Annotated in this window: 28 protein-coding genes; 21 read left to right on the plus strand and 7 right to left on the minus strand. The window is 55.5% G+C overall.

Going from position 1 to position 26,927, the window contains the following annotated elements; genetic code table 11:
• Positions 1 to 104 precede the first annotated feature (104 nt).
• Genes tauA through tauD form a run of 4 tightly spaced genes read left to right on the plus strand, consistent with a single transcriptional unit; the run spans position 105 to position 3,514 of the window.
• A complete protein-coding gene (gene tauA, locus OTG14_RS00310; RefSeq protein ID WP_267214432.1) occupies positions 105 to 1,067 on the plus strand; it encodes a taurine ABC transporter substrate-binding protein in 963 nt (320 codons plus the stop codon).
• Between the two features lie 10 nt (positions 1,068 to 1,077).
• Complete coding sequence (gene tauB / locus OTG14_RS00315; protein ID WP_032646117.1) at positions 1,078 to 1,845, plus strand: taurine ABC transporter ATP-binding subunit; 768 nt, start codon at positions 1,078 to 1,080, stop codon at positions 1,843 to 1,845.
• Positions 1,842 to 2,669 carry a taurine ABC transporter permease TauC gene (gene tauC, locus OTG14_RS00320; RefSeq protein ID WP_048225831.1) on the plus strand — a complete coding sequence of 276 codons (828 nt, stop codon included), beginning with the start codon at positions 1,842 to 1,844 and terminating at the stop codon, positions 2,667 to 2,669. Before tauB ends, tauC begins: the two co-directional genes overlap by 4 nt.
• Positions 2,666 to 3,514 carry a taurine dioxygenase gene (tauD, locus tag OTG14_RS00325; protein ID WP_248163462.1) on the plus strand — a complete coding sequence of 283 codons (849 nt, stop codon included), beginning with the start codon at positions 2,666 to 2,668 and terminating at the stop codon, positions 3,512 to 3,514. Before tauC ends, tauD begins: the two co-directional genes overlap by 4 nt.
• Before the next feature lie 105 nt (positions 3,515 to 3,619).
• Here the strand turns inward: tauD and olsF are convergent, their stop codons facing one another.
• Together olsF and hemB are read right to left on the minus strand one after the other, a co-directional pair.
• The gene (olsF, locus tag OTG14_RS00330) at positions 3,620 to 5,320 is read right to left on the minus strand and encodes a bifunctional ornithine lipid synthase OlsF (protein WP_090418084.1); all 1,701 of its coding nucleotides are present in this window, start codon (positions 5,318 to 5,320) and stop codon (positions 3,620 to 3,622) included.
• 72 nt (positions 5,321 to 5,392) lie between these two features.
• Positions 5,393 to 6,367, minus strand: coding sequence for a porphobilinogen synthase (gene hemB, locus OTG14_RS00335; RefSeq protein WP_024906774.1), 975 nt, complete (start codon positions 6,365 to 6,367; stop codon positions 5,393 to 5,395).
• A gap of 451 nt (positions 6,368 to 6,818) precedes the next feature.
• Between hemB and OTG14_RS00340 the strand changes: the two genes are divergently transcribed.
• Together OTG14_RS00340 and OTG14_RS00345 are read left to right on the plus strand one after the other, a co-directional pair.
• Positions 6,819 to 9,593, plus strand: a complete 2,775-nt coding sequence (locus tag OTG14_RS00340) for an autotransporter outer membrane beta-barrel domain-containing protein (RefSeq protein ID WP_267214433.1) — start codon at positions 6,819 to 6,821, stop codon at positions 9,591 to 9,593.
• Positions 9,594 to 9,689: 96 nt separating this feature from the next.
• Positions 9,690 to 10,313 carry a helix-turn-helix domain-containing protein gene (locus OTG14_RS00345; RefSeq protein WP_024906777.1) on the plus strand — a complete coding sequence of 208 codons (624 nt, stop codon included), beginning with the start codon at positions 9,690 to 9,692 and terminating at the stop codon, positions 10,311 to 10,313.
• Positions 10,314 to 10,315: 2 nt separating this feature from the next.
• Here the strand turns inward: OTG14_RS00345 and ampH are convergent, their stop codons facing one another.
• Positions 10,316 to 11,476: a D-alanyl-D-alanine-carboxypeptidase/endopeptidase AmpH gene (ampH, locus tag OTG14_RS00350; protein WP_024906778.1), complete on the minus strand. Its 1,161-nt coding sequence runs from the start codon at positions 11,474 to 11,476 to the stop codon at positions 10,316 to 10,318.
• Positions 11,477 to 11,680: 204 nt separating this feature from the next.
• Here ampH and OTG14_RS00355 point away from each other — a divergent pair, with 204 nt between their 5' ends.
• The 3 genes from OTG14_RS00355 (at position 11,681) to OTG14_RS00365 (ending at position 14,661) form a co-directional block, all read left to right on the plus strand.
• A complete protein-coding gene (locus tag OTG14_RS00355; RefSeq protein ID WP_048990428.1) occupies positions 11,681 to 12,214 on the plus strand; it encodes an isochorismatase family protein in 534 nt (177 codons plus the stop codon).
• 114 nt (positions 12,215 to 12,328) lie between these two features.
• Complete coding sequence (sbmA, locus tag OTG14_RS00360) at positions 12,329 to 13,549, plus strand: peptide antibiotic transporter SbmA (RefSeq protein WP_025912609.1); 1,221 nt, start codon at positions 12,329 to 12,331, stop codon at positions 13,547 to 13,549.
• Positions 13,550 to 13,563: 14 nt separating this feature from the next.
• Positions 13,564 to 14,661: a DUF1615 domain-containing protein gene (locus OTG14_RS00365; protein WP_267214434.1), complete on the plus strand. Its 1,098-nt coding sequence runs from the start codon at positions 13,564 to 13,566 to the stop codon at positions 14,659 to 14,661.
• On the opposite strand, the gene OTG14_RS00370 is transcribed toward OTG14_RS00365, so the two are convergent.
• Positions 14,658 to 14,957, minus strand: a complete 300-nt coding sequence (locus tag OTG14_RS00370) for a DUF2755 family protein (RefSeq protein ID WP_024906782.1) — start codon at positions 14,955 to 14,957, stop codon at positions 14,658 to 14,660. The two genes, OTG14_RS00365 and OTG14_RS00370, sit on opposite strands and share 4 nt — an antisense overlap.
• A gap of 247 nt (positions 14,958 to 15,204) precedes the next feature.
• Between OTG14_RS00370 and OTG14_RS00375 the strand changes: the two genes are divergently transcribed.
• On the plus strand, positions 15,205 to 15,441 hold the full coding sequence (locus OTG14_RS00375; RefSeq protein ID WP_248272989.1) for a DUF2754 domain-containing protein: 237 nt from the start codon (positions 15,205 to 15,207) through the stop codon (positions 15,439 to 15,441).
• Here OTG14_RS00375 and ddlA read toward each other — a convergent pair.
• Positions 15,438 to 16,538, minus strand: a complete 1,101-nt coding sequence (gene ddlA, locus OTG14_RS00380; protein ID WP_267214435.1) for a D-alanine--D-alanine ligase — start codon at positions 16,536 to 16,538, stop codon at positions 15,438 to 15,440. The two genes, OTG14_RS00375 and ddlA, sit on opposite strands and share 4 nt — an antisense overlap.
• Before the next feature lie 103 nt (positions 16,539 to 16,641).
• Between ddlA and OTG14_RS00385 the strand changes: the two genes are divergently transcribed.
• From OTG14_RS00385 to adrA, 6 genes are all read left to right on the plus strand, one after another.
• Positions 16,642 to 17,325 (plus strand): extensin-like domain-containing protein, encoded by a 684-nt coding sequence (locus OTG14_RS00385; RefSeq protein WP_267214436.1) that lies wholly within the window; start codon positions 16,642 to 16,644, stop codon positions 17,323 to 17,325.
• Between the two features lie 168 nt (positions 17,326 to 17,493).
• Entirely contained in the window at positions 17,494 to 18,708 is a 1,215-nt protein-coding gene (locus OTG14_RS00390) for a multidrug efflux MFS transporter (protein WP_024906785.1), read from the plus strand.
• A gap of 210 nt (positions 18,709 to 18,918) precedes the next feature.
• On the plus strand, positions 18,919 to 19,179 hold the full coding sequence (iraP, locus tag OTG14_RS00395) for an anti-adapter protein IraP (RefSeq protein WP_024906786.1): 261 nt from the start codon (positions 18,919 to 18,921) through the stop codon (positions 19,177 to 19,179).
• 99 nt (positions 19,180 to 19,278) lie between these two features.
• On the plus strand, positions 19,279 to 20,694 hold the full coding sequence (gene phoA, locus OTG14_RS00400) for an alkaline phosphatase (RefSeq protein WP_267214437.1): 1,416 nt from the start codon (positions 19,279 to 19,281) through the stop codon (positions 20,692 to 20,694).
• Positions 20,695 to 20,783: 89 nt separating this feature from the next.
• Positions 20,784 to 21,104, plus strand: a complete 321-nt coding sequence (gene psiF, locus OTG14_RS00405) for a phosphate starvation-inducible protein PsiF (protein ID WP_023334671.1) — start codon at positions 20,784 to 20,786, stop codon at positions 21,102 to 21,104.
• A 102-nt stretch (positions 21,105 to 21,206) separates the two neighbouring features.
• Positions 21,207 to 22,310, plus strand: a complete 1,104-nt coding sequence (gene adrA / locus OTG14_RS00410; RefSeq protein WP_208763551.1) for a diguanylate cyclase AdrA — start codon at positions 21,207 to 21,209, stop codon at positions 22,308 to 22,310.
• Between the two features lie 16 nt (positions 22,311 to 22,326).
• Here the strand turns inward: adrA and proC are convergent, their stop codons facing one another.
• On the minus strand, positions 22,327 to 23,136 hold the full coding sequence (proC, locus tag OTG14_RS00415; RefSeq protein WP_024906789.1) for a pyrroline-5-carboxylate reductase: 810 nt from the start codon (positions 23,134 to 23,136) through the stop codon (positions 22,327 to 22,329).
• A 97-nt stretch (positions 23,137 to 23,233) separates the two neighbouring features.
• On the opposite strand from proC, the gene OTG14_RS00420 reads away from it, so the two are divergent.
• The 5 genes from OTG14_RS00420 to ppnP all read left to right on the plus strand — a co-directional run bounded on the left by OTG14_RS00420 (position 23,234) and on the right by ppnP (position 25,870).
• Entirely contained in the window at positions 23,234 to 23,692 is a 459-nt protein-coding gene (locus OTG14_RS00420) for a YaiI/YqxD family protein (protein ID WP_010428006.1), read from the plus strand.
• A gap of 143 nt (positions 23,693 to 23,835) precedes the next feature.
• Positions 23,836 to 24,360 carry a shikimate kinase AroL gene (gene aroL / locus OTG14_RS00425; RefSeq protein ID WP_267214438.1) on the plus strand — a complete coding sequence of 175 codons (525 nt, stop codon included), beginning with the start codon at positions 23,836 to 23,838 and terminating at the stop codon, positions 24,358 to 24,360.
• 44 nt (positions 24,361 to 24,404) lie between these two features.
• Complete coding sequence (gene yaiA / locus OTG14_RS00430) at positions 24,405 to 24,596, plus strand: protein YaiA (RefSeq protein WP_023334675.1); 192 nt, start codon at positions 24,405 to 24,407, stop codon at positions 24,594 to 24,596.
• Positions 24,597 to 24,833: 237 nt separating this feature from the next.
• A complete protein-coding gene (locus OTG14_RS00435; protein ID WP_024906791.1) occupies positions 24,834 to 25,511 on the plus strand; it encodes an AroM family protein in 678 nt (225 codons plus the stop codon).
• A gap of 71 nt (positions 25,512 to 25,582) precedes the next feature.
• Entirely contained in the window at positions 25,583 to 25,870 is a 288-nt protein-coding gene (ppnP, locus tag OTG14_RS00440) for a pyrimidine/purine nucleoside phosphorylase (RefSeq protein ID WP_008503270.1), read from the plus strand.
• A 48-nt stretch (positions 25,871 to 25,918) separates the two neighbouring features.
• On the opposite strand, the gene rdgC is transcribed toward ppnP, so the two are convergent.
• Positions 25,919 to 26,833, minus strand: coding sequence for a recombination-associated protein RdgC (rdgC, locus tag OTG14_RS00445; protein ID WP_023310540.1), 915 nt, complete (start codon positions 26,831 to 26,833; stop codon positions 25,919 to 25,921).
• Between the last annotated feature and the right edge of the window lie 94 nt (positions 26,834 to 26,927).

Genomic DNA, 26,927 nt, shown 5'->3' on the forward strand with positions numbered 1-26,927 from the left:
TTTTTATCTAAAAACGAATCGTTATGAGCGATTCATTTTTATTCCTTTATCAAAATTCTCGCGTTGGAAATACTGCCCTCATAACAACAAGGGGAGCAGGCACTATGGCAATTTCATCGCGAATCACACTTCTCGGCGCACTGGCGCTGTGGGCATTTCAGGCGCAGGCGGTGGACGTCACCGTCGCATATCAAACTTCTGCGGAACCGGCGAAAGTCGCTCAGGCGGACAACACCTTTGCCAAAGAGAGCGGCGCGAAAGTTGACTGGCGCAAGTTCGACAGCGGGGCCTCCGTGGTGCGTGCGTTAGCCTCCGGTGACGTGCAGATCGGCAATATCGGCTCCAGCCCGCTGGCGGTTGCGGCCAGCCAGCAGGTGCCGATTGAGGTGTTCCTGCTCGCCTCGCAGCTCGGTAACTCTGAAGCGCTGGTGGTGAAGAAAAACATCACCAAGCCGGAAGACCTGATCGGCAAACGCATCGCCGTGCCGTTTATCTCAACCACCCACTACAGCCTGCTGGCGGCGCTCAAACACTGGGGCATCAAGCCGGGGCAGGTACAAATTATCAACCTCCAGCCGCCGGCGATTATCGCGGCCTGGCAGCGCGGCGACATTGACGGGGCGTATGTGTGGGCACCGGCCGTGAACGAGCTGGAAAAAGACGGTACCGTGCTGACCGACTCCGAAAAAGTGGGCCAGTGGGGCGCGCCAACGCTCGACGTGTGGGTCGTGCGTAAAGACTTCGCCGAGAAACATCCTGAGGTGGTGAAAGCCTTCGCGAAAAGCGCGATTGACGCCCAGCAGCCGTACATCAGTAACCCGGATGAATGGCTGAAGCAGCCCGCCAACCTGGAAAAACTCTCCCGCCTGAGCGGCGTGCCGGAAGCGGACGTGCCGGGGCTGGTGAAGGGCAATACCTATCTGACCCCCGCGCAGCAGGTGAAGCAGCTGACCGGGCCGGTAAACAAAGCGATTGTTGATACCGCCACCTTCCTGAAAGAGCAGGGCAAAGTGCCTGCGGTGGCAGCGGATTACAGCCAGTACGTGACCGATCGTTTTGTGAAATAAGGAGTCCGCCATGCTGAATATTACAAATCTGTCTGCTGATTACGGTGGCAAACCCGCGCTGGAGGAGATCAACCTGACGCTGGACAGCGGTGAACTGCTGGTGGTGCTGGGTCCGTCCGGGTGCGGAAAAACCACGCTGCTGAATCTGATCGCCGGGTTTGTCCCTTATCAGCATGGCACCATTCAACTGGAAGGCAAAAAGGTGGAAGGCCCCGGCGCCGAGCGCGGCGTGGTCTTCCAGAATGAAGGCCTGCTCCCGTGGCGCAACGTGCAGGAAAACGTGGCGTTTGGGCTGCAGCTCGCGGGCGTCAATCGTGAACAGCGGCTGGAAACCGCGCGGGCGATGCTGAAAAAAGTGGGGCTGGAAGGCGCGGAAAAACGCTATATCTGGCAGCTTTCCGGCGGCCAGCGACAGCGTGTCGGGATTGCCCGCGCGCTTGCAGCGAATCCGCAGCTGTTGCTGCTGGACGAGCCGTTCGGGGCGCTCGACGCCTTCACCCGCGAGCAGATGCAAACGCTGCTTCTGCGCCTCTGGCATGAGACGGGCAAGCAGGTGCTGTTGATTACCCACGATATCGAAGAGGCGGTGTTTATGGCCACAGAGCTGGTGCTGCTCTCGCCGGGGCCGGGCCGCGTGCTGGAGCGCTTGCCGCTGGATTTCGCCCGCCGCTACGTCGCGGGGGAACCCGTGCGCAGCATCAAATCCGATCCGCTGTTTATCGAACAGCGTGAATACGTTTTAAGCCGCGTGTTTGAACAGCGGGAGGCCTTCTCATGAGCATCGTCTTCAGTGAAAAAACGCGCCGCACGCGTCTGGCGCTGCGCTGGCCTTTCTCACGTCAAATCACGTTGAGCGTCGGCACGCTGCTGGTGCTGCTGGCGGTGTGGTGGGCAGTTGCTGCCCTGCAGTGGGTCAGCCCGCTGTTTCTGCCGCCGCCGGGACAGGTGCTGGCCAAACTCATTACCATCGCCGGGCCGCAGGGCTTTATGGATGCCACGCTCTGGCAGCACTTAGGTGCCAGCCTGGCGCGCATTCTGGTGGCGCTGCTGGCGGCGGTGATTATCGGGATACCGGTCGGGATCGCGATGGGCTTAAGCCCGACGGTGCGCGGCATCCTTGACCCGCTGATTGAGCTTTACCGCCCGGTGCCGCCGCTGGCCTATCTGCCGCTAATGGTGATCTGGTTCGGCATCGGTGAAACGTCAAAAATCCTGCTGATCTATCTGGCGATTTTCGCCCCGGTTGCCATGTCGGCGCTGGCGGGCGTGAAGAGTGCCCAGCAGGTGCGGATCCGCGCGGCGCAGTCGCTGGGAGCCAGCCGTACGCAGGTGCTGCTGTTCGTTATTTTACCGGGCGCGCTGCCGGAGATTTTAACCGGGCTGCGCATCGGCCTTGGCGTGGGCTGGTCCACGCTGGTGGCGGCGGAGCTGATTGCGGCCACGCGCGGCCTTGGGTTTATGGTGCAGTCGGCGGGAGAGTTCCTGGCGACTGACGTGGTGCTGGCAGGGATCGCGGTGATCGCCGCGATCGCCTTCGGATTAGAACTGGGGCTGCGCGCGTTACAGCGCCGTCTGACGCCCTGGCATGGAGAAATACAATGAGTGAACGTCTGACCATCACCCCGCTGGGGCCGTACATTGGTGCACAGGTGTCGGGCCTGGATGTGACCCGTCCGCTGAGCGATAACCAGTTCGAACAGCTGTACCACGCGGTGCTGCGCCATCAGGTCGTTTTCCTGCGCGAGCAGGCGATCACCCCGCAGCAGCAGCGGGCGCTGGCCCTGCGCTTTGGCGATCTGCATATCCACCCGGTCTATCCGCATGCGGAAGGGGTGGAGGAGATTATCGTCCTCGACACCCACAACGATAACCCGCCGGATAATGATAACTGGCATACCGACGTGACCTTTATCGAGACGCCGCCTGCCGGAGCCATTCTGGCGGCGAAACTGCTGCCGGAAACCGGCGGCGATACGCTGTGGACCAGCGGGATTGCGGCGTATGAGGCGCTGTCAGAGCCGTTCAGGACGCTGCTGAGCGGGCTGCGGGCGGAGCACGACTTCAAAAAATCGTTCCCGGAGTACAAGTACCGTAAAACGGAAGAGGAACATCAGCGCTGGCAGGAGGCTGTGGCGAAACATCCTCCGCTGCTGCACCCGGTGGTGCGGACCCATCCGGTGACGGGAAAGCAGGCGCTGTTTGTGAACGAAGGGTTCACCACGCGCATCGTGGACGTGACGGAAAAAGAGAGTGAGGCGCTGTTAGGTTTCCTGTTTGCGCATATCACCAAACCGGAGTTCCAGGTGCGCTGGCGCTGGCAGGAGAACGATCTGGCGATCTGGGATAACCGCGTAACGCAGCATTATGCCAATGCGGACTATCTGCCGCAGCGCCGGATTATGCAGCGGGCGACGATTTTGGGCGATAAGCCGTTTTATCGTCCTTAACCCGTCGCTCCCGTAGGCCGGGTAAGCGCAGCGCCACCCGGCGAAAACGGTGCACAATTGCCGGGTGGCGGCTACGCCTTACCCGGCCTACAAAATACCGCACATTTAAAGGTGCGCCTCAATATACCGCTGATAGCGGTTCGCCTTCAGGTAACACAAATCCACCAGCACCAGCCCGTCAACGCAGTTGTTGAACGCCGGGTCGCTGCCAAAATCAATAAACTGTACGCCGCCGGGCTCGCAAAGTTCGGAATATTGCTTGTAGAGCGGCGGAATACCGCAGCCAAGATTGCCGAGCAGGGACTTCAGCTTCGTCAGATCGTCCACGTAATCCACGCCGCCAAACTGTGCCAGCACGTCCGGCAGGGAGGCGGGATACGGCTGGCGCGAGGCGGCAAGCGGATGCGTCGCCGGGAACCACAGGCGGTAAAAGGCGACCAGCAGATCCCGCGCGGCAGGCGGTAAGCCACCGGAAATGGAGACCGGGCCAAACAGGTAGCGGTAGTGCGGATAACGCGCCAGATAGGCCCCAATGCCGGACCATAAATAGTCCAGACCGCGGCGCCCCCAGTAGCGCGGCTGAATAAAGCTGCGCCCCAGCTCAATACCGTGCTCCAGCACGTCCTGCATTTTGTCGTCGTAGTGGAAGAGGCTATAGCTGTACAACCCCTCAACGCCGCGCTTTTCGATCTGCATGGCCGTCGGCATAAAGCGATACGCCCCGACGATCTCCAGATCGTCCTCATCCCACAGGATCAGGTGCAGATAATCATCGTCGTAGCTGTCGGTATCCCGGCGTTTGCCGCTCCCTTCCTCCACCGCGCGAAAGGCAATCTCGCGCAGGCGGCCCAGCTCGCGCAGCAGCGGGACGTCTTCCTGACCGTTACGCTGCCAGAGATAGATGGTTTTACCGTCGCTGGTTTTGCCCAGACATTCGGCCTGCGCCAGCGCGCGCTTCAGGGTGGCCCGGTCTTCCGGACGGGCAATCGCGCACTGGGTTTTAAAGACGCCGGGCACTCCCTTGCCAAGACGCATCACGTGCTGACGGCACTGCTCGGCCATCTCACGCGACGAAAGGGTGGCGCTGTGCCAGTGATGCCACGCAATCTGCTGGCCGATTTTGATCGGCAGCTGGCTGTGGCGGCGGCGGAACATCTGCTGCATGAGCAACAGCATCGACAGCGTCGGGGAGACCAGCGTGCTGGCATAAAAGAGCAGGCTGTTATGCGCCTGAATATGCACCGGCAGCAGCGGGGCGCGCAGCTTGCCGGCGAGTTTGATAAAGCCGGAGTGCCACTTTTTGTCGCGAATGCCTTTGCGCGTAGGGCGGGAAACTTCTCCGGCCGGGAAGAAGATCAGCACGCCTGCGTTTTGCAGATGCTGTTCCATCTGCACCAGGGATGTTTTCGCCGTCCTGCCGCCCATATTGTCCACCGGAATAAACAGCGAGCTGAGGGGCTCAAGGTGGGTCAGCATCCGGTTGGTCACGACTTTCACATCGCGTCGCACGCGGGAGACGGCGTACATCAGCGCCAGCCCGTCCAGCGTACCCGTCGGGTGGTTGGCAATAATGACCAGCGGGCCATGTTCGGGGATTTGTTCAAGATCGCGGGCGGAAACGGTGCAGAGAATATCAAGGTGTTCCAGAACTTGCTCCACCATATCCAGGCCTTTCAGGTGGCGGTGTGCTGCGGCAAATTGCTGAAATTCGTCTTCGTAAAACAGTCTTTTTAACAGACTTTTTTGCCAGGGTGCAGGCCTCGCCTGAGGCCAAAGATCGTCGAGAACGCTATCGAGGCTAAACATGATTACTCCTCCTGCCGTCTTGCGAAGACAGTAGAAGGAGCAGATGTCGGTTGTATTGCAGTTTGGTGAAGATTAGCGGAGGATTTTTTTCTCGGCCAGATCCAGCGCGAAGTAGCTGAAGATCAGGTCCGCGCCTGCGCGTTTGATGGCGCCGAGGCTTTCGAGGACCACTTTCTCTTCGTCAATGGCACCCGCCAGCGCGGCGAATTTGATCATCGCGTACTCGCCGCTCACCTGATAAGCGCCCAGCGGCAGCTCGGTGCGCTCGCGGATGTCGCGCAGGATATCGAGATACGCGCCAGCCGGTTTCACCATCAGGCAGTCTGCGCCCTGGGCTTCATCAAGCAGGGATTCACGAATCGCTTCCCGACGGTTCAGCGGGTTCATCTGATAGGTTTTACGATCGCCTTTCAGCGCCGTGCCCGCCGCTTCACGGAACGGGCCGTAGAAGGAGGAGGCGAATTTGGTGGAGTAAGACATGATGGCGGTGTCGGTAAAGCCCGCCGCGTCCAGCGCCTGACGAATCGCCTGAACCTGTCCGTCCATTGCCGCAGATGGGGCGATGAAGTCCGCACCTGCCGCGGCCGCGACGACAGCCTGCTTGCCAAGGTTCAGCAGGGTGGCATCGTTATCCACGCCGTGATCGCACAGCACGCCGCAGTGGCCGTGTGAGGTGTATTCGCAGAAACAGGTATCGGACATGACGATCATTTCCGGCACGGTCTCTTTGCAGATGCGGGACATGCGAGCGACGAGGCCATCTTCTTTCCACGCGTCGCTGCCGGTGGCATCGGTATGGTGTGAGATGCCGAAGGTCATCACCGAGCGGATCCCCGCGTTGGCGATGCGTTCAATCTCACGCGCCAGATATTTCTCCGGAATGCGCATGACGCCCGGCATGGCTTCGATGGCTTTGTAGTCATCGATCTCTTCTTCGACAAAAATCGGCAACACCAGATCGTTTAAGGTCAGGGTTGTCTCTTCAAACATAGCGCGCAGTGCAGGTGACTTGCGCAGGCGGCGTGGGCGTGCAATTAAATCGGTCATGGTATGCCTGATGTTTGTGGAACAAAGAAGGCTAGTGTACCTCAAAGTGAAGACGGGTGTTTTACTAAAGTGGGCATTTTGCTTTTTGCGAAATGCGGCAGGTCAGGTTTCATTTCATCAATATCTAATACAGGTTAGTATATTACTGATAGGGGGGGAGGTATTCGTGTTGTTTCTATATTAAGTGGGATGCATCATTAAAAGTGAACTATTATTTGTTATTATATATTTTGCCTTCGCTCGTCTGTATTTTAACGTTTTGTTTTTATAATATTTATCTTGAGTGACCCCTGCGTTTGTTGTTTTTGATGTGTTATTGGTCTGGATACGGACTTAATGGAAACATTCATTGAACCTTTTCGAAATGAAACTGCATAATTCCCTCCGCAATTAAATGTTGCAAATTCATTGATGGACAAACTTGCTTACGTCCCTGAGGAGGGATGACCCAATGCAAACATGGAAAAAGAAACTCGTTGTATCTCAACTTGCATTAGCCTGCACCCTGGCTATCGCTTCTCAGGCCAATGCGAAGGATATTTCCGGTACAACTTATAATACCTTCGGATACGATAATACAGCGTCCACACCCTGGTATTATGGCTATGCCGACTGGGATTACTCAGACGTTACCCACGACGGTGATATTTATCCGGTGATTAATAAATCCACCGTGAATGGTATTATTTCAACATACTATCTGGATGATGGTATCAATGGTCGGGCTAATGCATTAAGCATTTCCAACAGTACCATTAATGGCATGATTACCTCTGAGTGTATGACCACCTCGTGTGCTGATGGTATAGACACCGACGGCACGACCCATTCTCAGTACGATCGTTTTAGCCTGACCGTTGATCACTCCACCATTAACGACACCTATGAGCATTATGCTTACAATGTGGTAAATGGCGATAATACCGAAACCCACTATCTTGATACCTATGGGTTGGGCAATGCAATTACCCTGGATGTTGAATCGGATATTGTTATCCAGAATAACTCTCACGTCGCGGGTATTACCCTGACGCAGGGGTATCAGGAGCTGGATAATACCCCGTACGACGGCGTTGAAGGCGTAGCCAACAGCAGCAACGTCTTTACCGACACGCTACTGGTGAAAGATTCGGTACTGACTTCTGGTGCGTACAGCGATTTAGGTACCAGCGGATTCTACGGTCAAACCGCGAAGCCGAGCGACTATGGTGAAACCAACGCGACAGCGGCAGATGATGCGGCGCTGATTGTGGCCGCCAGCGCGTCTGATAACGCGATGCAGACCAGCGCCACGTTCGATCACTCCACCGTTACTGGCGACATTCTTTTCTCCAGTACCTTCGACAACAACTTCTATCCGAACGGCGATCCGGCAACGGATACCAGTGCAGACGGTGTCTATAACCCAACTACCAACGGCTGGGACGGTACCGATAAGCTGGACGTTACTCTGACCAATGGCAGCAAATGGGTTGGTGCAGCGCAGTCGAGCGTCGAGGCTATCGGCACGGCGCAGATGTATGGCCTGGGCTACAGCAACGTAGACTGGAGCGCTCTGTCCCCAAACAGCATTTGGCCAGACTCCACCTATGACAGCAACGGATATGTTGCGGGCGAAGCTGTGTATCAGAGCGGTCTCTTTAACATCACGCTGGATAACGGCTCCGAGTGGGATACCCGCAAGGTGTCTAACATCGACACGCTGGCGGTCAACAACCAGTCTCAGGTCAATGTTGAAAACTCAGGTCTGCTGGCGGATACCATCACCCTGACTAATGCTTCCTCATTGAATATCGGCGACAGCGGCGGCGTGGCCACCGACCATCTGTATCTGGACAGCTATAGCCGTGCGGCACTGACGGAAGAAACGGCCGATCTGTATGCCAACACCATCACCGTGGATAATGGTGCAGAGCTGGCGCTGGGGTTGGGACAGGTTGATACGCACAATATGGTACTGACCGATGGTGGTGTGCTGAACGTTGCCAGCCGTGATTACGTGCTGAACAGCGATCTGAACAACGCACGCTATATCACCAACGATAAGCACAATGCCGATTACGACTACGGCGTTGTGGCGATTAATTCTGATGGCCATCTGTCAGTGAACGGTGACGTCGCCGGTAACTACAAGGTCCGTATCGACAACGCGACCGGAGCCGGTTCCGTCGCCGATTACAAAAACAAAGAGATTATTCGCGTCTATGACAATAACGCGGATACTGCAGCCAGCTTTACTGCTGCAAACAAAGCCGATTTAGGTGCCTACACCTACCAGGCGCAGCAGCAGGGTGACGCCGTTGTCCTCCAGCAGAAAGCGCTGACCGACTACGCCAATATGGCGCTGAGCATCCCATCTGCCAACACCAACATCTGGAATCTGCAGCAGGATACCGTTGGTACGCGTCTGACCAACAGCCGTCACGGCCTGGCGGATAACGGCGGGGCGTGGGTGAGTTACTTCGGCGGTAACTTCGACGGCGACAATGGCGTTCTTAGCTACGATCAAGACGTGAGCGGTATTATGGTCGGTCTGGATACCCAGATTGACGGTAATAATGCGAAGTGGATCGTCGGTGGTGCGGCAGGTTTCGCGAAGGGGGATATCAGCGATCGTACCGGTCAGGTCGATCAGGACAGCCAGACGGCGATGATCTACGCGTCTGCGAAGTTCATGAACGATCTTTTCCTCGACAGCTCCCTGAGTTATACCCGTTTCAACAGCGATCTCTCTGCTAACATGAGCAACGGCCAGTATGTTGACGGCAACACCACCAATGACGCGGTTGGTTTTGGGCTGAAACTGGGCTATGACTGGAAACCAAACCTGTCCGGCTACGTCACACCATACGCAGCCGTGTCTGGCCTGTTCCAGTCTGGCGATGATTATCGCCTCAGCAATGACATGCGCATGGATGGGCAATCTTACGATAGCCTGCGTTATGAACTCGGTGTTGATGCGGGTTACACCTTCAACTACGGCGGCGATCAGGCTCTGACGCCTTACTTCAAACTGGCCTGGGTCTATGACGATGCTGATAACAATGCCGACATTAACGGTGACAGCATTGATAACGGCGTTAAAGGCTCCGCTGTGCGCGTAGGGCTGGGCACCCAGTTCAGCTTCACGAAGAACTTCAGTGCTTACACTGATGCCACTTATCTGGGCGGCGGCGACGTTGATCAGAACTGGGGCGCAAACCTGGGTGTGAAATATACCTGGTAATAAATAAAAGCGGGGGGAGGCGTTACCTCCCCCCGCTTTTTACAGAAGTAATAAAAATAATATTGAACCGACAAATACGGATGCCTTGAGGTCTGCATGAAGGTTAATGCGAAACCACTTTCTGAATTACGCCGGCTCGAACAGTGTTTGAAATCAGCCAGTACCCCTTTTAAATCTGCTCCAAAACAATTAATTATATCCGGTGAATGTAATGAGCGCCGCACCATCGTATTCCAAACCGGTGTTATCGAAATCTATCGACATTCAGATGAACTGCTTGTGGGCATCGCGACAGCGCCGTTTATTATGGGTTTGTCCACAGTGATGATTAATCACTGCCAGGAATATAGAGTGATAGCCAAAACATCCTGCACGGGTTTTTATTTGCCCACTGAAACCACCCGTCAACTTATACAACAGAACGCGCTATGGAAAGAGGCCTTCGGTTGGTTATCCTGGATAAACTACATTCTTGAGAAACGCGATATGCAGCTGGTGGGAAATAATTCCTATCATCAGATCCGCGCCATGCTGTTGAATATGGCGGAGTGGGATGAAACGTTGCGTTCAAAAATCGGTGTGATGAATCATATTCAACAAAGTACGCGTATTTCACGTTCAGTGGTTGCTGAGGTTCTCGCTGCCCTGCGGCAAGGTAACTACATCAATATGAGCCGGGGCAAGCTGGTCAGCATCAACCGCTTGCCCACGGAATATTAAGATCAGTTAGACGCGGTGAGCACCTGGGCTTTATTGGCGCTCAGTTCTGCCACCAGGTTATTAATCCCGTCACTCATATTGACGAAACGCGTATGCGGGGAGCGGGTGACCACCACAAACGCGCCCACGTTTGACTGCGGGATCATGGCCATATAGGTGATGAATCCACCGCCGCCGCCGGTTTTCTGAATAATACCCGGACGCCCATTTTTCGGCGCCATATAGACCCACCCCATGCCGAGCGCATCGGCTTTACCCGGCACGTCCATCCCGATGACGCGGTGCAGCTGAGTACGCTGATAAATCAGAGTCTGCATGCGATCGGCCTGGCTGGTGCGAGCGTAGAAATCTGAAGAAAGGAACTGCTGCATCCAGCGCATCATGTCGCCAGGCGTGGAGTAAACCCCGCCGCTGCCCACAGCCGCGAGCGTGTTATTACAGGGGCTGGCGCCTTTCTCTGCCACCATCAGGCGACGGCACTGATCCGGGGACGGAGTAAACGTGGTGTCTTTCATGCCGAGCGGACGGGTGATCTGCTCTTCAAACAGCTGCGTATAGGGTTTGCCAGCCGCCGTTGAGAGGGCATCCGCCAGCAGGTCGAACGCCAGGTTTGAATAAGAGGCCTGCGAGCCCGGTGCCGCTTTCAGCGTGGCGGTACTCAGATAGCTCCAGCGCTGGTCGCGCGTTGGCCAGACAAATACGTCACGATGCGCCGCTCCGCCTGGCTGCTCACGCGGCAGGGCGCTGGTGTGGGTTGCAAGGTTCACAAGCCGGATCGGCGTCCCCTGATACGTGGGGACCCGGGCACCTGGCGGCGCGTATTTGCTGAGCGGATCGTCAAGCTTCACCACGCCCTGGTCGAGCAGTTTCACCAGCATTTCGCTGGTCATCAGCTTGGTTAAGGACGCGATGCGGATAACGGAATCCAGCTGCGGGTGAACGTTATTTCCCGGACGCGTTTCGCCAAAGCTGCGGAACACACGCTGGTTGCCGTCGATGACGACCATCGCCATCCCGGTCGCGCCGCTGCCGTAATAGATAAGGTTCGCGTAGCGATCGGCAATATCTGAAGCTAAAACGGGTGCCGTCAGCGGTTGGGCTGCCTGGGCGGTAGAAAAGCTCACCGCACACAGCGCGGCAAAAGAGAGCAGACAACGTTTCAACGAAAAGCATCCATGAAGTGAATGAGGAAAGTAATGGGTATTTATACTACTAATCGGAACCGCGCAATGCCCCGAATTGCATAACGATAGCGAGAAAAACGTAACCATGGGTAAATATGAACAATTTACTTACGAGCCATCTCCCATTTTGTGACATCGGGCTTATGATAGGCACCAGTTTCACTCAATCTTACGGAGAACGGTATGTCTGAGAAGCGTGTGGTTATGGTTGTCGATATGCAGAACGGGGTATTTGAAACCCCTCGTCATCAGCGTGAAAAGTGTGTCTCTCTGATCAACCAGCTTACGCAGGCAGCCGACACGGTGATTTTTATTCAGCATACTGAGGCTGGTGGCCTGGAAGAGGGGAGTGAGGGGTTTGCACTACTGCCTGAACTCCATCAGCCTGCTGACGCGCTTTATGTGACCAAAACCGCCTGTGATGCCTTCTACAACACCGCGCTTGAGGCGCTGCTGCGTGAGCAGGGTATTCGCGAGTTTGTCATCTGCGGCTGCGCCACCGATTACTGCGTCGATGCGACGGTTAAGAACGGCGTCAGCCGGGGTTATCACATCACCGTGGCGGAAGATGCCCATACTACAGCCAATCGCCCGGCTGCTGAAGCACAGATCCTGATTAACCATCACAACGACGTCTGGCGTAACTTCATTGCGCCGGCGAATCCTCTCGCGGTGAAACGCACCGAAACAATTCTTGAAAACTGGAAAGCGAACTAATAATTAACGCTCGGGTCTGACCTTTTTGCCGGAGCCGGGAGGCTGGCTCGGGCAGGTTTTCGTGTGGTGACGTGTTGTACACAGCAACAGCCATAACAACAAGAAGGAAGCATTATGTTTAAGTCTTTTTTCCCAAAGCCGGGGCCTTTTTTCCTGTCGGCATTTATTTGGGCACTGATCGCTGTCATTTTCTGGCAGGCGGGCGGCGGCGCATGGCTGACGCGCATCACGGGGGCGACAGGCGAGGTGCCGATTAGCGCGGCGCGCTTCTGGTCGCTGAGCTTTATCGTATTTTATGCCTACTACACGGTATGTGTGGGGCTGTTTGCACTCTTCTGGTTCAAATATTCTCCGCATCGTTGGCAGTTTTGGTCGATTTTGGGATCTGCACTGATCATTTTCGTTACCTGGTTCATGGTGGAAGTGAGCGTTGCAATTAATGCATGGTATGCACCCTTCTACGATTTGATCCAAAAAGCACTAAGCGCCCCGAATAAGGTTCCGATTGGTGAACTCTATGCCAGTCTCGTTAGTTTTACCGGCATTGCCATGATTGCAGTAACAGTGGCAGTGCTGAACAATTTCTTCGTTAGCCATTACGTTTTCCGTTGGCGTACTGCTATGAACGAATATTACATGGCAAATTGGCAACGACTGCGGCACATCGAAGGTGCTGCACAGCGTGTGCAGGAAGACACCATGCGTTTTGCCTCAACGCTGGAGGACATGGGGGTCAGCTTGCTTAATGCTGTGATGAAACTTATCGCTTTTTTACCGATTCTGATTGCACTTTCACCCCATGTGCCTGAACTTCCAATTGTTGGTCATTTACCCTATGGTTTGGTTATTGCGGCACTGGTCTGGTCTCTTATGGGAACGGGGCTTCTTGCTGTGGTGGGAATCAAATTGCCGGGGTTACAATTTAAAAATCAGCGCGTGGAAGCGGCTTACCGTAAAGAACTCGTTTACGGTGAGGATGACCCATCACGAGCTGCGCCACCAACGGTAAAAGAGTTATTTCAGAACGTCCGTTTTAACTACTTTAAGCTCTACTTCCACTACATGTATTTCAACATAGCTCGTATTTTATATCTTCAGGCCGATACTGTTTTTGGAATAGTCCTGTTGTTCCCGTCAATAGTTGCAGGGACAATTACCCTGGGACTGATGACCCAAATTACCAACGTGTTTGATCAGGTCAGAAGTTCATTCCAGTACCTGATCAGCTCCTGGACCACGCTGGTAGAACTGATGTCTATCTACAAACGTCTGCGCAGCTTTGAACGCGAGCTGGACGATCGTGACCTGCAGGAAGTCACCAACACATTTAGCTAAAACAGGACGTTGCTATGCCTTTTACCGTACCGCGCGCATTACCGTTGACCATTCTGGCCGCTTTTGTGCTGGCAGGCTGTGCCGAAAAGGGGGCCGCTCCGCTCAAAAAGGGCGAGAAGCCCGTTGATGTGGCGAGCGTTGTGCGGCAGAAAATGCCCGCCAGCGTGAAGGATCGCAATGCGTGGGCAGACGCGCTGGCAAAAACCTTTGAAAGCCAAAAGATCGCGCCGACCGAGGAGAACATCTGTTCGGTGCTGGCGGTGGCGCAGCAGGAGTCGATGTACCAGTCAGACCCGGCTGTGCCGGGGCTGAATAAAATTGCCTGGAAAGAGATCGACCGCCGCGCGGAGTCCATGCACATCCCGGTGTTCCTCGTGCATACCGCGCTTAAAATCACCTCACCGAACGGCAAAAGTTACAGCGAGCGGCTGGATACGGTGAAAACCGAAAAACAGCTTAGCGCCATCTTTGATGATTTCATCAGCATGGTCCCAATGGGGCAGAAGCTGTTTGGCTCACTGAACCCGGTCCACACCGGAGGCCCAATGCAGGTAAGCATCGCGTTCGCGGAGAAGCATACCGACGGCTACCCGTGGAAAATCGACGGCACGGTGCGCCAGGAGGTCTTCTCCCTGCGCGGCGGGCTGTGGTTCGGCACGTATCACCTGCTGAACTACCCGGCGAACTACGATGAGCCGCTGTACCGCTTTGCCGACTTTAACGCCGGCTGGTATGCCAGCCGTAATGCGGCATTCCAGAGTGCGGTCAGCCGCGCAAGCGGCGTCAAGCTCGCGCTGGACGGCGATCTCATCGCTTACGGCAGCAGCGAGGCGGGAAGCACTGAGCTTGCCGTAAGGAAATTATCGACAACGCTTGGCTTGAGCAACAGCGACATTCGCCGTCAGCTTGAGAAAGGAGATAGCCTGGCCTTTGAGAAAACGGATCTGTACAAGAAGGTGTTTGCGCTCGCAGAGCAGAAAAGCGGGAAAACGTTACCGAGGGCTATCCTGCCGGGCATTCAGCTGGAAAGCCCGAAGATCACGCGTAACCTGACCACCGCGTGGTTCGCAAAACGCGTGGACGATCGCCGGGCTCGCTGTATGGGGCTTTAACGGCGACGGCGAAAGCGCAGCGCTAATGCCACCACGCCCAGAATCATACATCCCGCGAGGAAGGGAATCAGGCCGAACAGTGTGCTGACGCCAAAGCCAATCTCAACTCGCGGGCGTCCGTTATCCTGTACCTGCATCAGGTGTTCATAAACGCCTGGCGCATGGACCAGCATATTGAGCAGCTGTGAGCCAGCCCAGAAGCAGAACAGGACAAACAGGGCATACGCGATATTACCCGCCGTGGAGGTTTTTGGTTTTCCGCCAAAAATCGGTTTCGACAATGTAAAGTCAGCCATGATGACCTCCGGATAAATCGCTCTGTTAATACGCTTCGTACAGGGGGAGTTTGACAGGTCATCGCATTTGTCAATATCAGAATCGTGGTAATTTACGCGCCGGAATCCTCCTGGATTGTTGATTTCTGCAGCACATCACAATTTCATGACTTAACTGAAATTGCGTCGCGTTTCAGAATTTCCGTATCTGCCACAGACCTGGCCGTAAATCTGTGAGAGGATGTCTTTTTTTCCTGCCGGAGTTGTTATGAAGCTCACGTCCAAACTACGCCGAGACTGGCACTACTACGCCTTCGCTATCGGGCTGATCTTTATTCTTAACGGTGTTGCGGGCCTGTTGGGGTTTGAGGCAAAAGGCTGGCAAACGTATGCCGTTGGGCTGGTGACCTGGGTGATCAGTTTCTGGCTGGCGGGGTTGATTATCCGCCGTCGTCCTGAAGAGACGACAGCGGATGAGGCGGAGTCGGCGAAGCGCGCCGATTAACCGTTTACGGAACTTTTAAGCGCGCTGTCGGCGGCGTGACGCTCCAGCGCCAGTTCGATCAGGCGGGTGATCAATTCCGGGTAGCTCAGGCCACTTGCCTGCCACAGCTTTGGATACATGCTGATGTTAGTGAACCCCGGCAGCGTGTTGATTTCATTGATCACCACCTCGTTTTCCGCCGTCAGGAACACATCCACGCGCGCCATGCCGCAGCAGCCGAGCGTCTGATAAGCATGTATGGCGATCGCCCGGATCTTATCGTTAACCGCCGGATCGAGATCCGCAGGCACGACAACCTGGGCGCCTTTATCATCAATGTATTTGGTGTCGTACGAGTAGAAGTCGCTGTTTAACACCACCTCTCCGCAGGTGCTCGCCTGTGGGAAATCGTTGCCCAGCACGGCGCACTCAATTTCACGGCCTTTAATACCCTGCTCAACCACCACTTTATGGTCGAACTCAAACGCCAGGCGGACGGCCTGCGTGAACTCAGCTTCGCTGGTCACTTTGCTGACGCCCACGGAGGAGCCCTGGTTTGCAGGCTTCACAAACAGCGGCAGACCCAGCTCTCCGCTAATTTGCGCGAAGCTGTGTTTGTCGCGGTTGGCGCGTGTGAGGGTCACGAATGGTGCAATGTTCAGCCCGGCATCGCGCAGCAGGCGTTTGGTGACGTCTTTGTCCATGCATGCGGCAGAGCCGAGGACGTCCGAGCCGACGAACGGCAGGTTGGCCATGCGCAGCATTCCCTGCAGGGAACCATCTTCCCCCAGTGTGCCGTGAACGATAGGGAAGACAACGTCGATCTGGGCGAGAGCCTGAGCATTGCCGGCGTCGATAAGCTGCCCCTTCACGACGCCGGGTACGGTGGCGACGCTCACTTCCGAAGGATTAAGGGCGATGTGTGCCGGATCGTGAGCATTCAGCAGATACTGGCTGGCATCGTTAACGTGCCACTGGCCCTGTTTATCAATGCCCAGCAGCACCACGTCGAAGCGGCTTTTATCGATCGCATCAACGATATTTTTGGCCGATTGCAATGACACTTCGTGCTCCGCTGATTTTCCCCCAAAGACAATACCTACGCGCTGCTTAGCCATCTCACTCTCTTCCAGTCTGACGAAAAGCCAATAACATACCACGATGCCCGGCGGGTTTCGCGGCCTTCTGCCATAATGTTTTGGGGAATGTTGAGGGGGGAGAGTGAAAGGAAAAACGCTGCTGACCGTATTTATCATTTTGGCCATCGCAACGGTGGGTTACCGCAGGTTGCCGCCTTACTACAACCCTTTCATGCCGCTGACGCTTGACGACCCGCCGGGTCGAATCACCCAGTATAAGCTTCGGCGCTTAACCCCCGAGGCGTGCGCGAGCCTGCTTTCGCAGGCTAACCAAAGAGATCTCATCCGCACCCAGCCGGTGGCTGACAGGGGCGGCGCGTGTCCGCTTAATAACGTTGTACGCGTGCGTGACTTCGGTCCGGTCGGCCTGAACAGCAGTTTTCTCGCCAGCTGTCCGCTGGCGCTCAGCTCAGCCCTCTTTATCAGTCAGCAGGCCCGGCCGCTGACAAAACGCTATACGGGCAGCGACCTGGCGCGTATCGATCATCTCGGCAGCTTTGCCTGCCGCAATATTTACCACCGCCCTGACGCGCGACGCAGTGAACATGCTACGGCTGAGGCGCTGGATATTGCCGCTTTTCGTCTGGCGAACGGTGAACGCGTCACGGTGATGAACGGCTGGAAGGCGGCAACAACGCAGCCATGGCTGAAGGCCATGCTGGCGGCAAGCTGCGGCTACTACGGAAACGGCCTGGGGCCGGAGTATAACGCGGCGCATGCCAACCATTTTCATCTGGGCATGCGCGGTTTCGGACTCTGTCGGTGAAGCATAATATTCCGCCAAAAAATGGATGAATTGTGACTTATTTCACAAATATGATGACTGGGAAGATAAAACACCAAAGTCAGTCAGGACGCATCTCTGGTGCGACGTCAAAACGCGTAACTTGCTAATCTGACGGCGAATTCGCCTAAAAATGAAGACTATTTCTTTATGGAATCCTGGAAAGTTAATCTCATCTCGGTCTGGTTCGGCTGCTTCTTCACCGGGTTGGCCATCAGCCAGATCCTGCCGTTCCTGCCGCTGTACGTCTCGCAGCTGGGGGTGACTTCGCATGAAGCGCTCTCCATGTGGTCCGGTCTGACGTTCAGCGTCACGTTTCTGGTCTCCGCCATTGTGTCTCCGATGTGGGGCAGCCTGGCGGATCGGAAAGGCCGAAAACTTATGCTGCTGCGCGCCTCGCTCGGGATGGCGATTGCCATTCTGCTGCAGGCCTTCGCCACCAACGTCTGGCAGCTGTTTTTCCTGCGCGCGGTGATGGGGCTGACATCCGGGTACATTCCGAATGCCATGGCGCTGGTCGCCTCTCAGGTGCCGCGCGAGCGAAGCGGCTGGGCGCTGAGTACGCTTTCCACGGCACAGATCAGCGGCGTCATCGGCGGTCCGCTGCTGGGGGGCTTTCTGGCGGACCACGTCGGGCTACGCGCGGTATTTATCATCACTGCGGTTCTGCTGGTGGTCAGTTTTCTGGTGACGCTCTTTCTTATTAAAGAGGGGGGCCGTCCGGTTATCAGTAAATCTGAACGCCTCAGCGGCAAGGCCGTCTTCGCCTCGCTGCCCTATCCGGGACTGATGATCAGCCTGTTTGTGACCACCATGGTGATCCAGCTTTGTAACGGTTCGGTCGGTCCGATTCTGGCGCTGTTTATCAAGTCGATGGAGCCGGATAGCACCAATATCGCTTTTCTGAGCGGCATGATTGCCGCCGTGCCGGGCGTATCCGCCCTGATTTCCGCGCCGCGTCTGGGAAAACTGGGTGACAGGATCGGCACGGCGCGCATCCTGATGGCGACGCTGATCTTTGCGGTGGTACTCTTCTTCGCGATGTCGTTTGTCACCTCTCCGCTTCAGCTTGGCGTATTGCGATTTCTGCTCGGGTTTGCTGATGGCGCCATGTTGCCTGCGGTGCAGACCCTGCTGGTTAAATATTCCAGCGACCAGGTGACGGGGCGTATTTTTGGATATAACCAGTCATTTATGTATCTGGGGAATGTTGCCGGTCCGCTTATTGGCGCATCCGTTTCCGCGATGGCCGGTTTTCGCTGGGTATTTGCGGCGACAGCGATTGTTGTTTTAATCAATATTATCCAGCTGGCTATTGCGCTGCGACGCCGCAGACAAATGGCGGAGGCCAAATCGGCGAGATAACAATTTCGCAGATGTATTATATATTCTTATGGTCGCCGCATTTTTATATAACAAAATGCGGCGTCTTTTTATAGAAAAACGTTTCGATCACGGCGCTATCTCTTTATTTCTGTTCCTGTGTCACTTTTGCATACCATAATTAATTTCTTCTCTTTGCAATATGGATTCAGAGTGATAACGTCAGACAAAACTGAAAAAGGAACTGGCACGATGAAAAACCTCATTGCTGAATTGCTGGTTAAGCTGGCACAAAAGGAAGAAGAGTCAAAAGAGCTGGTGGCTCAGGTCGAAGCGCTTGAAATTGTCGTCACCGCGCTGCTGCGACAAATGGCAAAAACCGATCAACAGGCGTTGATAGAGAGCGTGGAAGGTGCGCTGGACAGCGTCAGGCCTGAATCGCAGGTTCCGGTTGAGGATGCCGAGATGCTCCACCAGTACGTAAAGAAGCTGTTAAGGCATCCGCGCAGCTAAACCGTCACAGGACGTAACGACGTGTCATAGAATTGTCATGCAGGATGCCTATAGTCGCTCTGTTTTTATTTTTATGTATTTGTACATGGAGAAAATAAATTGAAACAGAGCGCACTTTTCATTGCATTACTTCCCCTGTTAATTACCCCTGCCATTTATGCTGATACGACGCAAACCAGCGTGCTGGATAATCGTGCGGCAAAAGGGGATATCACCCAGCCTGGCGGCGCGCGCCGTTTATCAGAAGATCAAACTGCCGCTATTCGCGCTTCGCTGAATGATAAGCCGGCGAAAAATATTATTCTGCTGATTGGCGATGGAATGGGCGATTCCGAAATCACGGCGGCGCGAAATTATGCTGAGGGAGCGGGCGGCTTTTTTAAAGGTATCGACGCCTTACCACTGACCGGACAATATACCCATTACGCGCTGGATAAAAAAACCGGTAAACCGGATTACGTAACGGACTCCGCGGCCTCTGCCACGGCGTGGTCCACCGGCGTGAAAACTTATAATGGTGCGCTGAGCGTGGATATTCACGAGAAAGATCATCAAACCCTTCTGGAGATGGCAAAAGCGGCGGGCCTGGCGACCGGCAACGTCTCCACCGCTGAACTTCAGGATGCGACGCCTGCGGCGCTGGTGGCACACGTGACCTCGCGTAAGTGCTACGGCCCGTCAGCGACCAGCGAAAAATGCCCAACGAATGCGCTGGAAAAAGGAGGCAAAGGCTCGATTACGGAACAGCTGCTGAACGCGCGTCCTGACGTGACCCTGGGCGGCGGAGCGAAAACCTTCGCGGAAACCGCGACGGCGGGCGAGTGGCAGGGCAAAACGCTGCACGAGCAGGCGCAGGCTCGCGGCTATCAGCTGGTGAGTGACGCAAATGCTCTGGCGGCGATAAGCGAGGCGAACCAGGACAAGCCGCTGCTGGGGCTGTTCTCTGACGGCAACATGCCCGTGCGCTGGGAAGGACCAAAAGCCTCTTATCACGGCAACATCGATCAGCCTGCCGTGACCTGTACGCCGAACCCGAAACGTACGGACAGCATACCGACGCTGGCGGCGATGACCGATAAAGCGATCTCTCTTTTGAGCAAGAGCGAAAAAGGGTTCTTCCTGCAGGTTGAGGGCGCGTCGATCGATAAACAGGATCATGCCGCGAATCCGTGCGGTCAGATTGGCGAAACCGTCGATCTGGACGAAGCGGTGCAGAAGGCGCTCGCGTTCGCGAAAAAAGACGGTAACACCCTGGTGATCGTCACCGCGGACCATGCGCACGCCAGCCAGATCATTCCGCCAGATACCAAGGCCCCTGGCCTGACGCAGGCGCTGAACACCAAAGACGGCTCCGTCATGGTGATGAGCTACGGCAACTCTGAAGAAGAGTCCATGGAGCACACGGGCACCCAGTTGCGCATTGCCGCCTACGGTCCGCATGCGGCCAACGTGGTAGGCCTGACGGATCAAACGGATCTGTTCTACACCATGAAGGCGGCGCTGGGTCTGAAATGATAAAATCCCGGCGGAAATCACATCTGTCGGCTGGTTTTTTCCCTGTCACGAACCAGACTTACAGGGAATGTTCACAAAAGGATGGTGCAATGAAAACAACATTACTGGTTACTCTGCTCTCCGGCCTGTTCCTGGTCGCATCGGCGAACGCGGAAGAGAAAACGTTAACGCCGCAGCAGCAGCGTATGACCACCTGTAATCAACAGGCGACGTCTCAGAGTCTGAAGGGCGATGCTCGCAAGACCTACATGAGCGACTGCCTCAAAAACGGCGCCGCGAAGCCGGCTGAAAAAAGCCTGACCCCGCAGCAGCAAAAAATGCGCGAGTGTAATGCGAAGGCAACCGAACAGTCCCTGAAAGGGGACGACCGCAGCAAGTTCATGAGTGCCTGCCTGAAGAAAAAAGTGTAGTTCTAACGGGTGAGCGGCTCCGGCGGCTCACCCGAAATTTCATACTTTCCCCGCAGACCCCCTCTCTATAATTTGGGAAAATGTTTCAGAATATTCCCAAAAATGATGAATGATGAAACGTATTACAACAAAAAGCGCATTCGGGAAGAGTGGAATTTAACCCTTTCTCAGGATGACCCTCACCGCGCTGGCATTCAGTTTGCCCGGCGAGTTAGGCTGGCGCGCGCCGTGGGGCTGGCGGCGATGTTTTTCCCGGTTGCGGGAATACTGGTCACCCATTTTTTACCCGGAGGCTGGTGGCTTTTACTGGTGGGGTGGTCGTTCGTCTGGCCCCATTTCGCCTGGCAGCTATCCTGCCGGGCCACGTCACCTCATCAGCAGGAAACTTTCAATCTTAAAATAGATGCCATTATTGCCGGGCTCTGGATAGGCGTGATGGGGATGAATGCGTTACCCACGGCAGCGCTGGTGATGATGGTGGGGATGAATATGATGGGCTCCGGCGGTTGTCGTCTGTTTATTCCGGGGATCCTGTTGACCCTGCTCTCCGCGCTGGTGACGCTGCCGCTTGTCGGCCGCGTGGCCGTCTTTAACCCCGACCCGGTGGAGTGGGGCTTAACGCTGCCTGTTCTCGTATTTTATCCTATGCTGTTTGCCTGGCTCAGCCACCGCACCGCCGTCAGGCTTGCTGAGCACAAGCAGCGGCTGGAAATGATGAGCACCCGGGACGGCATGACCGGGGTCTTTAACCGCCGACACTGGGAAATGCTGTTGCGAAATGAATTTGAGCATTGTCGGCGCGACCACAGCACCGCCACGATACTGCTGATTGATATCGACCACTTTAAAAACATCAACGACACCTGGGGGCACGACGTGGGCGATGAGGCGATCATTGCTATTACGCGCCAGCTCCAGCGGTCAGTACGGTCAGGCGATGCTATCGGCCGGTTTGGTGGGGATGAGTTTGCGGTGATCATGTCCCAGACAGCAGCGGAAAGCGCCATCGCCGTGATGTCGCGGTTGCATGAGCGGCTGGAAAACCTGACGTTACCGTGCGCGCCAAAAGAAGCGCTGCGCATCAGCGTAGGCGTTGCCCCCTGGGGACCGCAGTTTGGACATTATCGGGAATGGCTGAAGGCGGCTGACGTGGCGCTCTACAGGGCGAAAAATGCCGGGCGTGGCCGCACCGAAGTGGCGGCCTGACGCCCGATGGAGTGTATCAGGATTTACTCAGCTTCTCTGATTTTTCCATGCATTTTGCCATCGCTTCAATGACCGCCGAGCGGAACCCGCGCTCTTCCAGCACCCGCACCGCTTCGATGGTGGTACCGCCCGGGGAGCAGACCATATCTTTCAGTTCACCCGGGTGTTTGCCGGTTTCCAGCACCATTTTGGCGGAGCCCATGACGGCCTGCGCGGCGAACTTATACGCCTGCGCGCGCGGCATTCCGCCAAGCACGGCGGCGTCGGCCATCGCTTCTAAAAACATGAATACATAGGCAGGGGCTGAGCCACTCACGCCGACCACCGGATGGATCATCGATTCGGCAATCACTTCAGCTTCACCAAAGCAGCGGAAAATGTTCAGCACATCGGCCACTTCTTCCGTGGTCACCAGCGCGTTAGGCGTGACGGAGGTCATGCCGGCGTTGACCAGTGAAGGGGTGTTTGGCATCGCACGGACGATTTTGCGGTCGTGGCCCAGCGCGCGCGCCAGCTGATCGAGCGTGACGCCCGCGGCAATCGACACGACCAGCGTCTCTTTGTTCAGGCTGGAGGTGATATCGCTCAGCACTTTGATCATGATGTTCGGCTTGACGGCGCCAAAGACGATATCGGCGACCTGGGCCACTTCCTGCGCGCTTTCGGCAGCGTTGATCCCGTACTGATCGCGCAATGCGGCGACCTTGTCCGGTGACGGGGTATAGACCCAAATCTGACCCGGCAGCACCTGCCCGCTGGCGATCAGACCGCCCAGGATGGCTTTGCCCATGTTACCGCAGCCGATAAACCCGATTTTCTTGTCCATCACGATTCTCCGTCATTATGCGTTGTTTTCTCTGATTGATAGCTTAACAACGAAATGCAGGCGACAATAGTCGACAGAGTCATTATGGGGAGACAATATGGCGATTTGGGTTGATGCGGACGCGTGTCCGAATGTGATTAAAGAGATTTTATTTCGCGCCGCCGAGCGCGTTCAGATGCCGCTAACGCTGGTGGCAAACCAGAACATTCGCGTACCGCCTTCGCGGTTCATCCGCTCTTTGCGCGTGCCGGCCGGGTTCGACGTGGCGGATAACGAAATTGTTCGCCTGTGCAGCGCGGAGGATCTGGTGATCACTGCGGATATTCCGCTGGCCGCTGAAGTGCTCGAGAAAGGGGCGGCGGCGCTCAATCCGCGCGGGGAGCGTTACTCGCCTTCGACCATTCGGGAAAAGCTCACCATGCGCGATTTTATGGATACGATGCGGGCCAGCGGCGTGCAGACCGGTGGACCGGACAGCTTGTCCCAGCGCGATCGCCAGCAGTTCGCTGCCGAGCTGGATAAATGGCTGCTGGAAGTGAAGCGCCGTACAGCGTAATGATAATTATTGTCAATTTGTGGTACAGTGTGGCCTCCACAGGGTTGTCATCCCGTACCGCTTTGCAGTAAAGTAATCGAAACATCTTCTGCAATTATTTCTTTACACTCTTCAGCCATTCGGCATCAAGGGGAACACCTGGCATGACCCAACCCATCTTTTTAGTTGGCCCCCGCGGCTGTGGGAAAACCACCGTTGGCCTGGAGCTGGCACGCGTGTGTCATCGCCAGTTTGTTGATACCGACCACTGGCTGCAAACCGAGGCCGGAAAAACCATCGCTGAGATCGTTGAGCAAGAGGGATGGGAAAGCTTTCGCGCACGCGAAACCGCCGCACTGAAAGCGGTCACTTCCCCGTCTGCCGTGATCGCGACCGGGGGGGGCATTGTTCTGGCGGAGTGTAATCGTCACTTTATGCGCGAAAAGGGGATCGTGATTTATCTCAGCGCGCCGGTGTCGGCTCTGGTAGGGCGTCTGGAAGCTTATCCGGAAGAGGGGCAACGCCCTGCGCTGACCTCCAGGCCACTCAACGAAGAGGTGAGTGAAGTGCTGGCCGAACGCGATGCGTTATACCGCGAAGCGGCTCACCACGTGGTGGATGCGTCAGCCACTCCCGAAGACGTTGTGATTCAGATTATTACCGCCCTGCGTTTGGCGTGTGCCAGCTAAGCGGCGTCTATACTTATAGCTCAGACATAAAAAAAGGATGAGCTATGCCAACCAGACCTCCCTATCCGCGTGAAGCGCGCATTGTTACCGTTGAAAAAGGCCATACGGGTCATACCGTGACCTGGTATCAACTGCGTGCGGATCACCCAAAACCGGACTCGCTGATCAGTGAACACGAGACTGAGCAGGAAGCGCTGGATGCGAAACGGCGCTATGAAGATCCCGACATAACCTGAATGTTTTCCTAAACGCTCCAGGATCGTGCCTGAATCACACTTTTTACTCATCGGGAAAGTTAAGCAGGAGTTAATATTTAGTTATTACAAGTAACTCCGGTATCGGCAGGCGATCTTTACATTTCGATGTCGGGATCACCTGCTACGCTTGGTGCTGTTTTGTTGAAAAAATGAACTGTGCAGCGTAGTGAGCCTGTACCTGTGTACACGATGTTGGAGTAATGGAAGGCGATAAAAATGAAGGCAACGTTGGCGATCCTCACCATTGGTGTGGTCCCTGTAAGCGAAGTGTTACCGCTCTTAACCGAGCACGTATCTGAACAACAGATAACGCATCTCAGCCTGCTGGGGAAGATGAGTCGGGAAGAGGTCATGGAAGACTACGCTGTCGAGGCGGGGGAGGATCCCCTGGCGACGTTATTAAGTGACGGTAAACTGGCGCACGTTTCACGCCAGAAAATCGAGCGCTCGCTGCAGGGCGTGATAGAAGTGCTCGATAATCAAGGTTACGACGTTATTTTGCTGATGAGTACTGCCCCCATTAAAGGTCTCACGGCGCGTAATGCGATTTTGCTGGAACCGATGCGCATCATTCCGCCGCTGGTGGCCTCTATCGTTGATGGTCATCAGGTGGGGGTGATTGTTCCCATTGAGGAGCTCATGGATAACCAGGAGGCAAAATGGCACGTGCTGGAAAAAGTGCCCTTGTATGCGCTGGCAAATCCGTTCTGGGACAGTGACGCTAAACTCATTGCTGCCGGGAAGGAGCTGCTGGAGAGAGGGGCAGATGTCTTGATCCTGGACTGCCTGGGGTTCCACCAGCATCATCGTGATTTGCTGCAAAAAGCGCTGGATGTGCCGGTGCTGTTATCCAACGTTCTGATGGCTCGCCTGGCCTCGGAACTCCTCATGTAATGATTTTGCGTGACAGGTGATGAGCATGGCCCCTATAGTGAATTTTTATCTAAAAATATAAGGGCCAGTTCATGCTTCAGAGTAACGAATACTTTTCCGGTAAAGTGAAATCCATTGGTTTTACCAGCAGCAGCACTGGCCGCGCCAGTGTCGGCGTAATGGCGGAAGGGGAATACACCTTTGGCACCGCGGAAGCGGAAGAAATGACGGTGGTCAGCGGCGCGCTGAACGTCCTGCTGCCGGGTGAAACGGAATGGAAAGTTTACGCTGCCGGACAAGTTTTCAACGTCCCTGGCCACAGCGAATTTCATTTGCAGGTGGCTGAGCCTACCTCTTATCTGTGCCGCTACCTGAAATAAAAAATTAGCCGGGTGGCGCTAACGCTTACCCGGCCTACGTTTTGCCCGTTATCTCTGCGCTTCGCCGCCGAGACCTTCCACCAGATTCTGAATCAACGCGGCCAGCTCGCCGGTCATCAGGATGAAGTCCGCGTCAAAACGCTGGGCGTAATCTTCCCTGTCGATATCTTCGTTCTGATCGCGCAGCTCATCGCAGAACTTCAGACGCTTCACGGAGCCGTCGTCGCACATCACGAACTGAATACGCTGCTGCCAGTCGAGCGCCAGTTTGGTGACCACTTTACCCGCTTCGATGTGTACGGCGATCTCGTCGCTCACCAGATCCTGCTTCTTCGCGCGGATCACGCCACCGTCTTCCAGCAGGGCTTTCAGCTCGGCTTCATCAAGGATCTGGAAACCCTGTGCCGCAGCACCGCTGCGTACCCATTCGGTCAGCGTTAACTCAATTGGCGTTTCCAGCGCCAGCGGCACGACCGGTAACGAGCCGATGCTTTTGCGCAGCAGGGCCAGCGTATCTTCTGCTTTCTTGGCGCTGGCGCAGTCCACCATGATCAGCCCGTTAACGGTATCGATCCACATCATGGTCTGGCTGAAGCGGCTGAAGGCGCGCGGCAGCAGGGAGTGCAGCACTTCGTCTTTCAGCGAATCTTTTTCGGTCTTTTTCAGCTTGCGGCCCTGTTCGGCTTCCAGCTTGAAAATTTTCGCTTCGAGCGCCTGCTTAACCACCGGCGTCGGCAGGATTTTCTCTTCTTTACGGGCGCAGACGATGATTTGACCCGTGCTGCTGGCGTGGGTCAGTGCATCGCTTTGTGAACCCATTGGCGGAACCCAACCGGTTTTCGCCATATCCTGGCTACCGCAAGGGGAAAAGGTATAAGCGGCTAACTGTTTTTCCATCTCTTCTGCACGCAGCGAAACGTCGCGGCTGAGACGGTAAACCATCAAATTTTTGAACCACAGCATGATAATTTCCACGGCCTTGTCGTTAAATCAGCGGGCATGATAACGAATTGTCGCATCGCTTGCATTGCTAATCGGGAAGCGTGCTTCTACTCTG

Origin of the sequence: Enterobacter pseudoroggenkampii (assembly GCF_026420145.1) — a bacterium.
In the GTDB taxonomy this organism is placed as follows: Bacteria; Pseudomonadota; Gammaproteobacteria; order Enterobacterales; family Enterobacteriaceae; genus Enterobacter; species Enterobacter pseudoroggenkampii.

What these genes read in the sequence shown, in the direction of transcription:
- tauA (WP_267214432.1), top strand. Translation starts at nt 105, where the DNA reads ATGGCAATTTCATCGCGAATCACACTTCTCGGCGCACTGGCGCTGTGG.
- tauB (WP_032646117.1), top strand. Translation starts at nt 1,078, where the DNA reads ATGCTGAATATTACAAATCTGTCTGCTGATTACGGTGGCAAACCCGCG.
- tauC (WP_048225831.1), top strand. Translation starts at nt 1,842, where the DNA reads ATGAGCATCGTCTTCAGTGAAAAAACGCGCCGCACGCGTCTGGCGCTG.
- tauD (WP_248163462.1), top strand. Translation starts at nt 2,666, where the DNA reads ATGAGTGAACGTCTGACCATCACCCCGCTGGGGCCGTACATTGGTGCA.
- olsF (WP_090418084.1), bottom strand. Translation starts at nt 5,320, where the DNA reads ATGTTTAGCCTCGATAGCGTTCTCGACGATCTTTGGCCTCAGGCGAGG.
- hemB (WP_024906774.1), bottom strand. Translation starts at nt 6,367, where the DNA reads ATGACCGATTTAATTGCACGCCCACGCCGCCTGCGCAAGTCACCTGCA.
- OTG14_RS00340 (WP_267214433.1), top strand. Translation starts at nt 6,819, where the DNA reads ATGCAAACATGGAAAAAGAAACTCGTTGTATCTCAACTTGCATTAGCC.
- OTG14_RS00345 (WP_024906777.1), top strand. Translation starts at nt 9,690, where the DNA reads ATGAAGGTTAATGCGAAACCACTTTCTGAATTACGCCGGCTCGAACAG.
- OTG14_RS00355 (WP_048990428.1), top strand. Translation starts at nt 11,681, where the DNA reads ATGTCTGAGAAGCGTGTGGTTATGGTTGTCGATATGCAGAACGGGGTA.
- sbmA (WP_025912609.1), top strand. Translation starts at nt 12,329, where the DNA reads ATGTTTAAGTCTTTTTTCCCAAAGCCGGGGCCTTTTTTCCTGTCGGCA.
- OTG14_RS00365 (WP_267214434.1), top strand. Translation starts at nt 13,564, where the DNA reads ATGCCTTTTACCGTACCGCGCGCATTACCGTTGACCATTCTGGCCGCT.
- OTG14_RS00370 (WP_024906782.1), bottom strand. Translation starts at nt 14,957, where the DNA reads ATGGCTGACTTTACATTGTCGAAACCGATTTTTGGCGGAAAACCAAAA.
- OTG14_RS00375 (WP_248272989.1), top strand. Translation starts at nt 15,205, where the DNA reads ATGAAGCTCACGTCCAAACTACGCCGAGACTGGCACTACTACGCCTTC.
- ddlA (WP_267214435.1), bottom strand. Translation starts at nt 16,538, where the DNA reads ATGGCTAAGCAGCGCGTAGGTATTGTCTTTGGGGGAAAATCAGCGGAG.
- OTG14_RS00390 (WP_024906785.1), top strand. Translation starts at nt 17,494, where the DNA reads ATGGAATCCTGGAAAGTTAATCTCATCTCGGTCTGGTTCGGCTGCTTC.
- iraP (WP_024906786.1), top strand. Translation starts at nt 18,919, where the DNA reads ATGAAAAACCTCATTGCTGAATTGCTGGTTAAGCTGGCACAAAAGGAA.
- psiF (WP_023334671.1), top strand. Translation starts at nt 20,784, where the DNA reads ATGAAAACAACATTACTGGTTACTCTGCTCTCCGGCCTGTTCCTGGTC.
- adrA (WP_208763551.1), top strand. Translation starts at nt 21,207, where the DNA reads ATGATGAATGATGAAACGTATTACAACAAAAAGCGCATTCGGGAAGAG.
- proC (WP_024906789.1), bottom strand. Translation starts at nt 23,136, where the DNA reads ATGGACAAGAAAATCGGGTTTATCGGCTGCGGTAACATGGGCAAAGCC.
- OTG14_RS00420 (WP_010428006.1), top strand. Translation starts at nt 23,234, where the DNA reads ATGGCGATTTGGGTTGATGCGGACGCGTGTCCGAATGTGATTAAAGAG.
- aroL (WP_267214438.1), top strand. Translation starts at nt 23,836, where the DNA reads ATGACCCAACCCATCTTTTTAGTTGGCCCCCGCGGCTGTGGGAAAACC.
- yaiA (WP_023334675.1), top strand. Translation starts at nt 24,405, where the DNA reads ATGCCAACCAGACCTCCCTATCCGCGTGAAGCGCGCATTGTTACCGTT.
- OTG14_RS00435 (WP_024906791.1), top strand. Translation starts at nt 24,834, where the DNA reads ATGAAGGCAACGTTGGCGATCCTCACCATTGGTGTGGTCCCTGTAAGC.
- ppnP (WP_008503270.1), top strand. Translation starts at nt 25,583, where the DNA reads ATGCTTCAGAGTAACGAATACTTTTCCGGTAAAGTGAAATCCATTGGT.
- rdgC (WP_023310540.1), bottom strand. Translation starts at nt 26,833, where the DNA reads ATGCTGTGGTTCAAAAATTTGATGGTTTACCGTCTCAGCCGCGACGTT.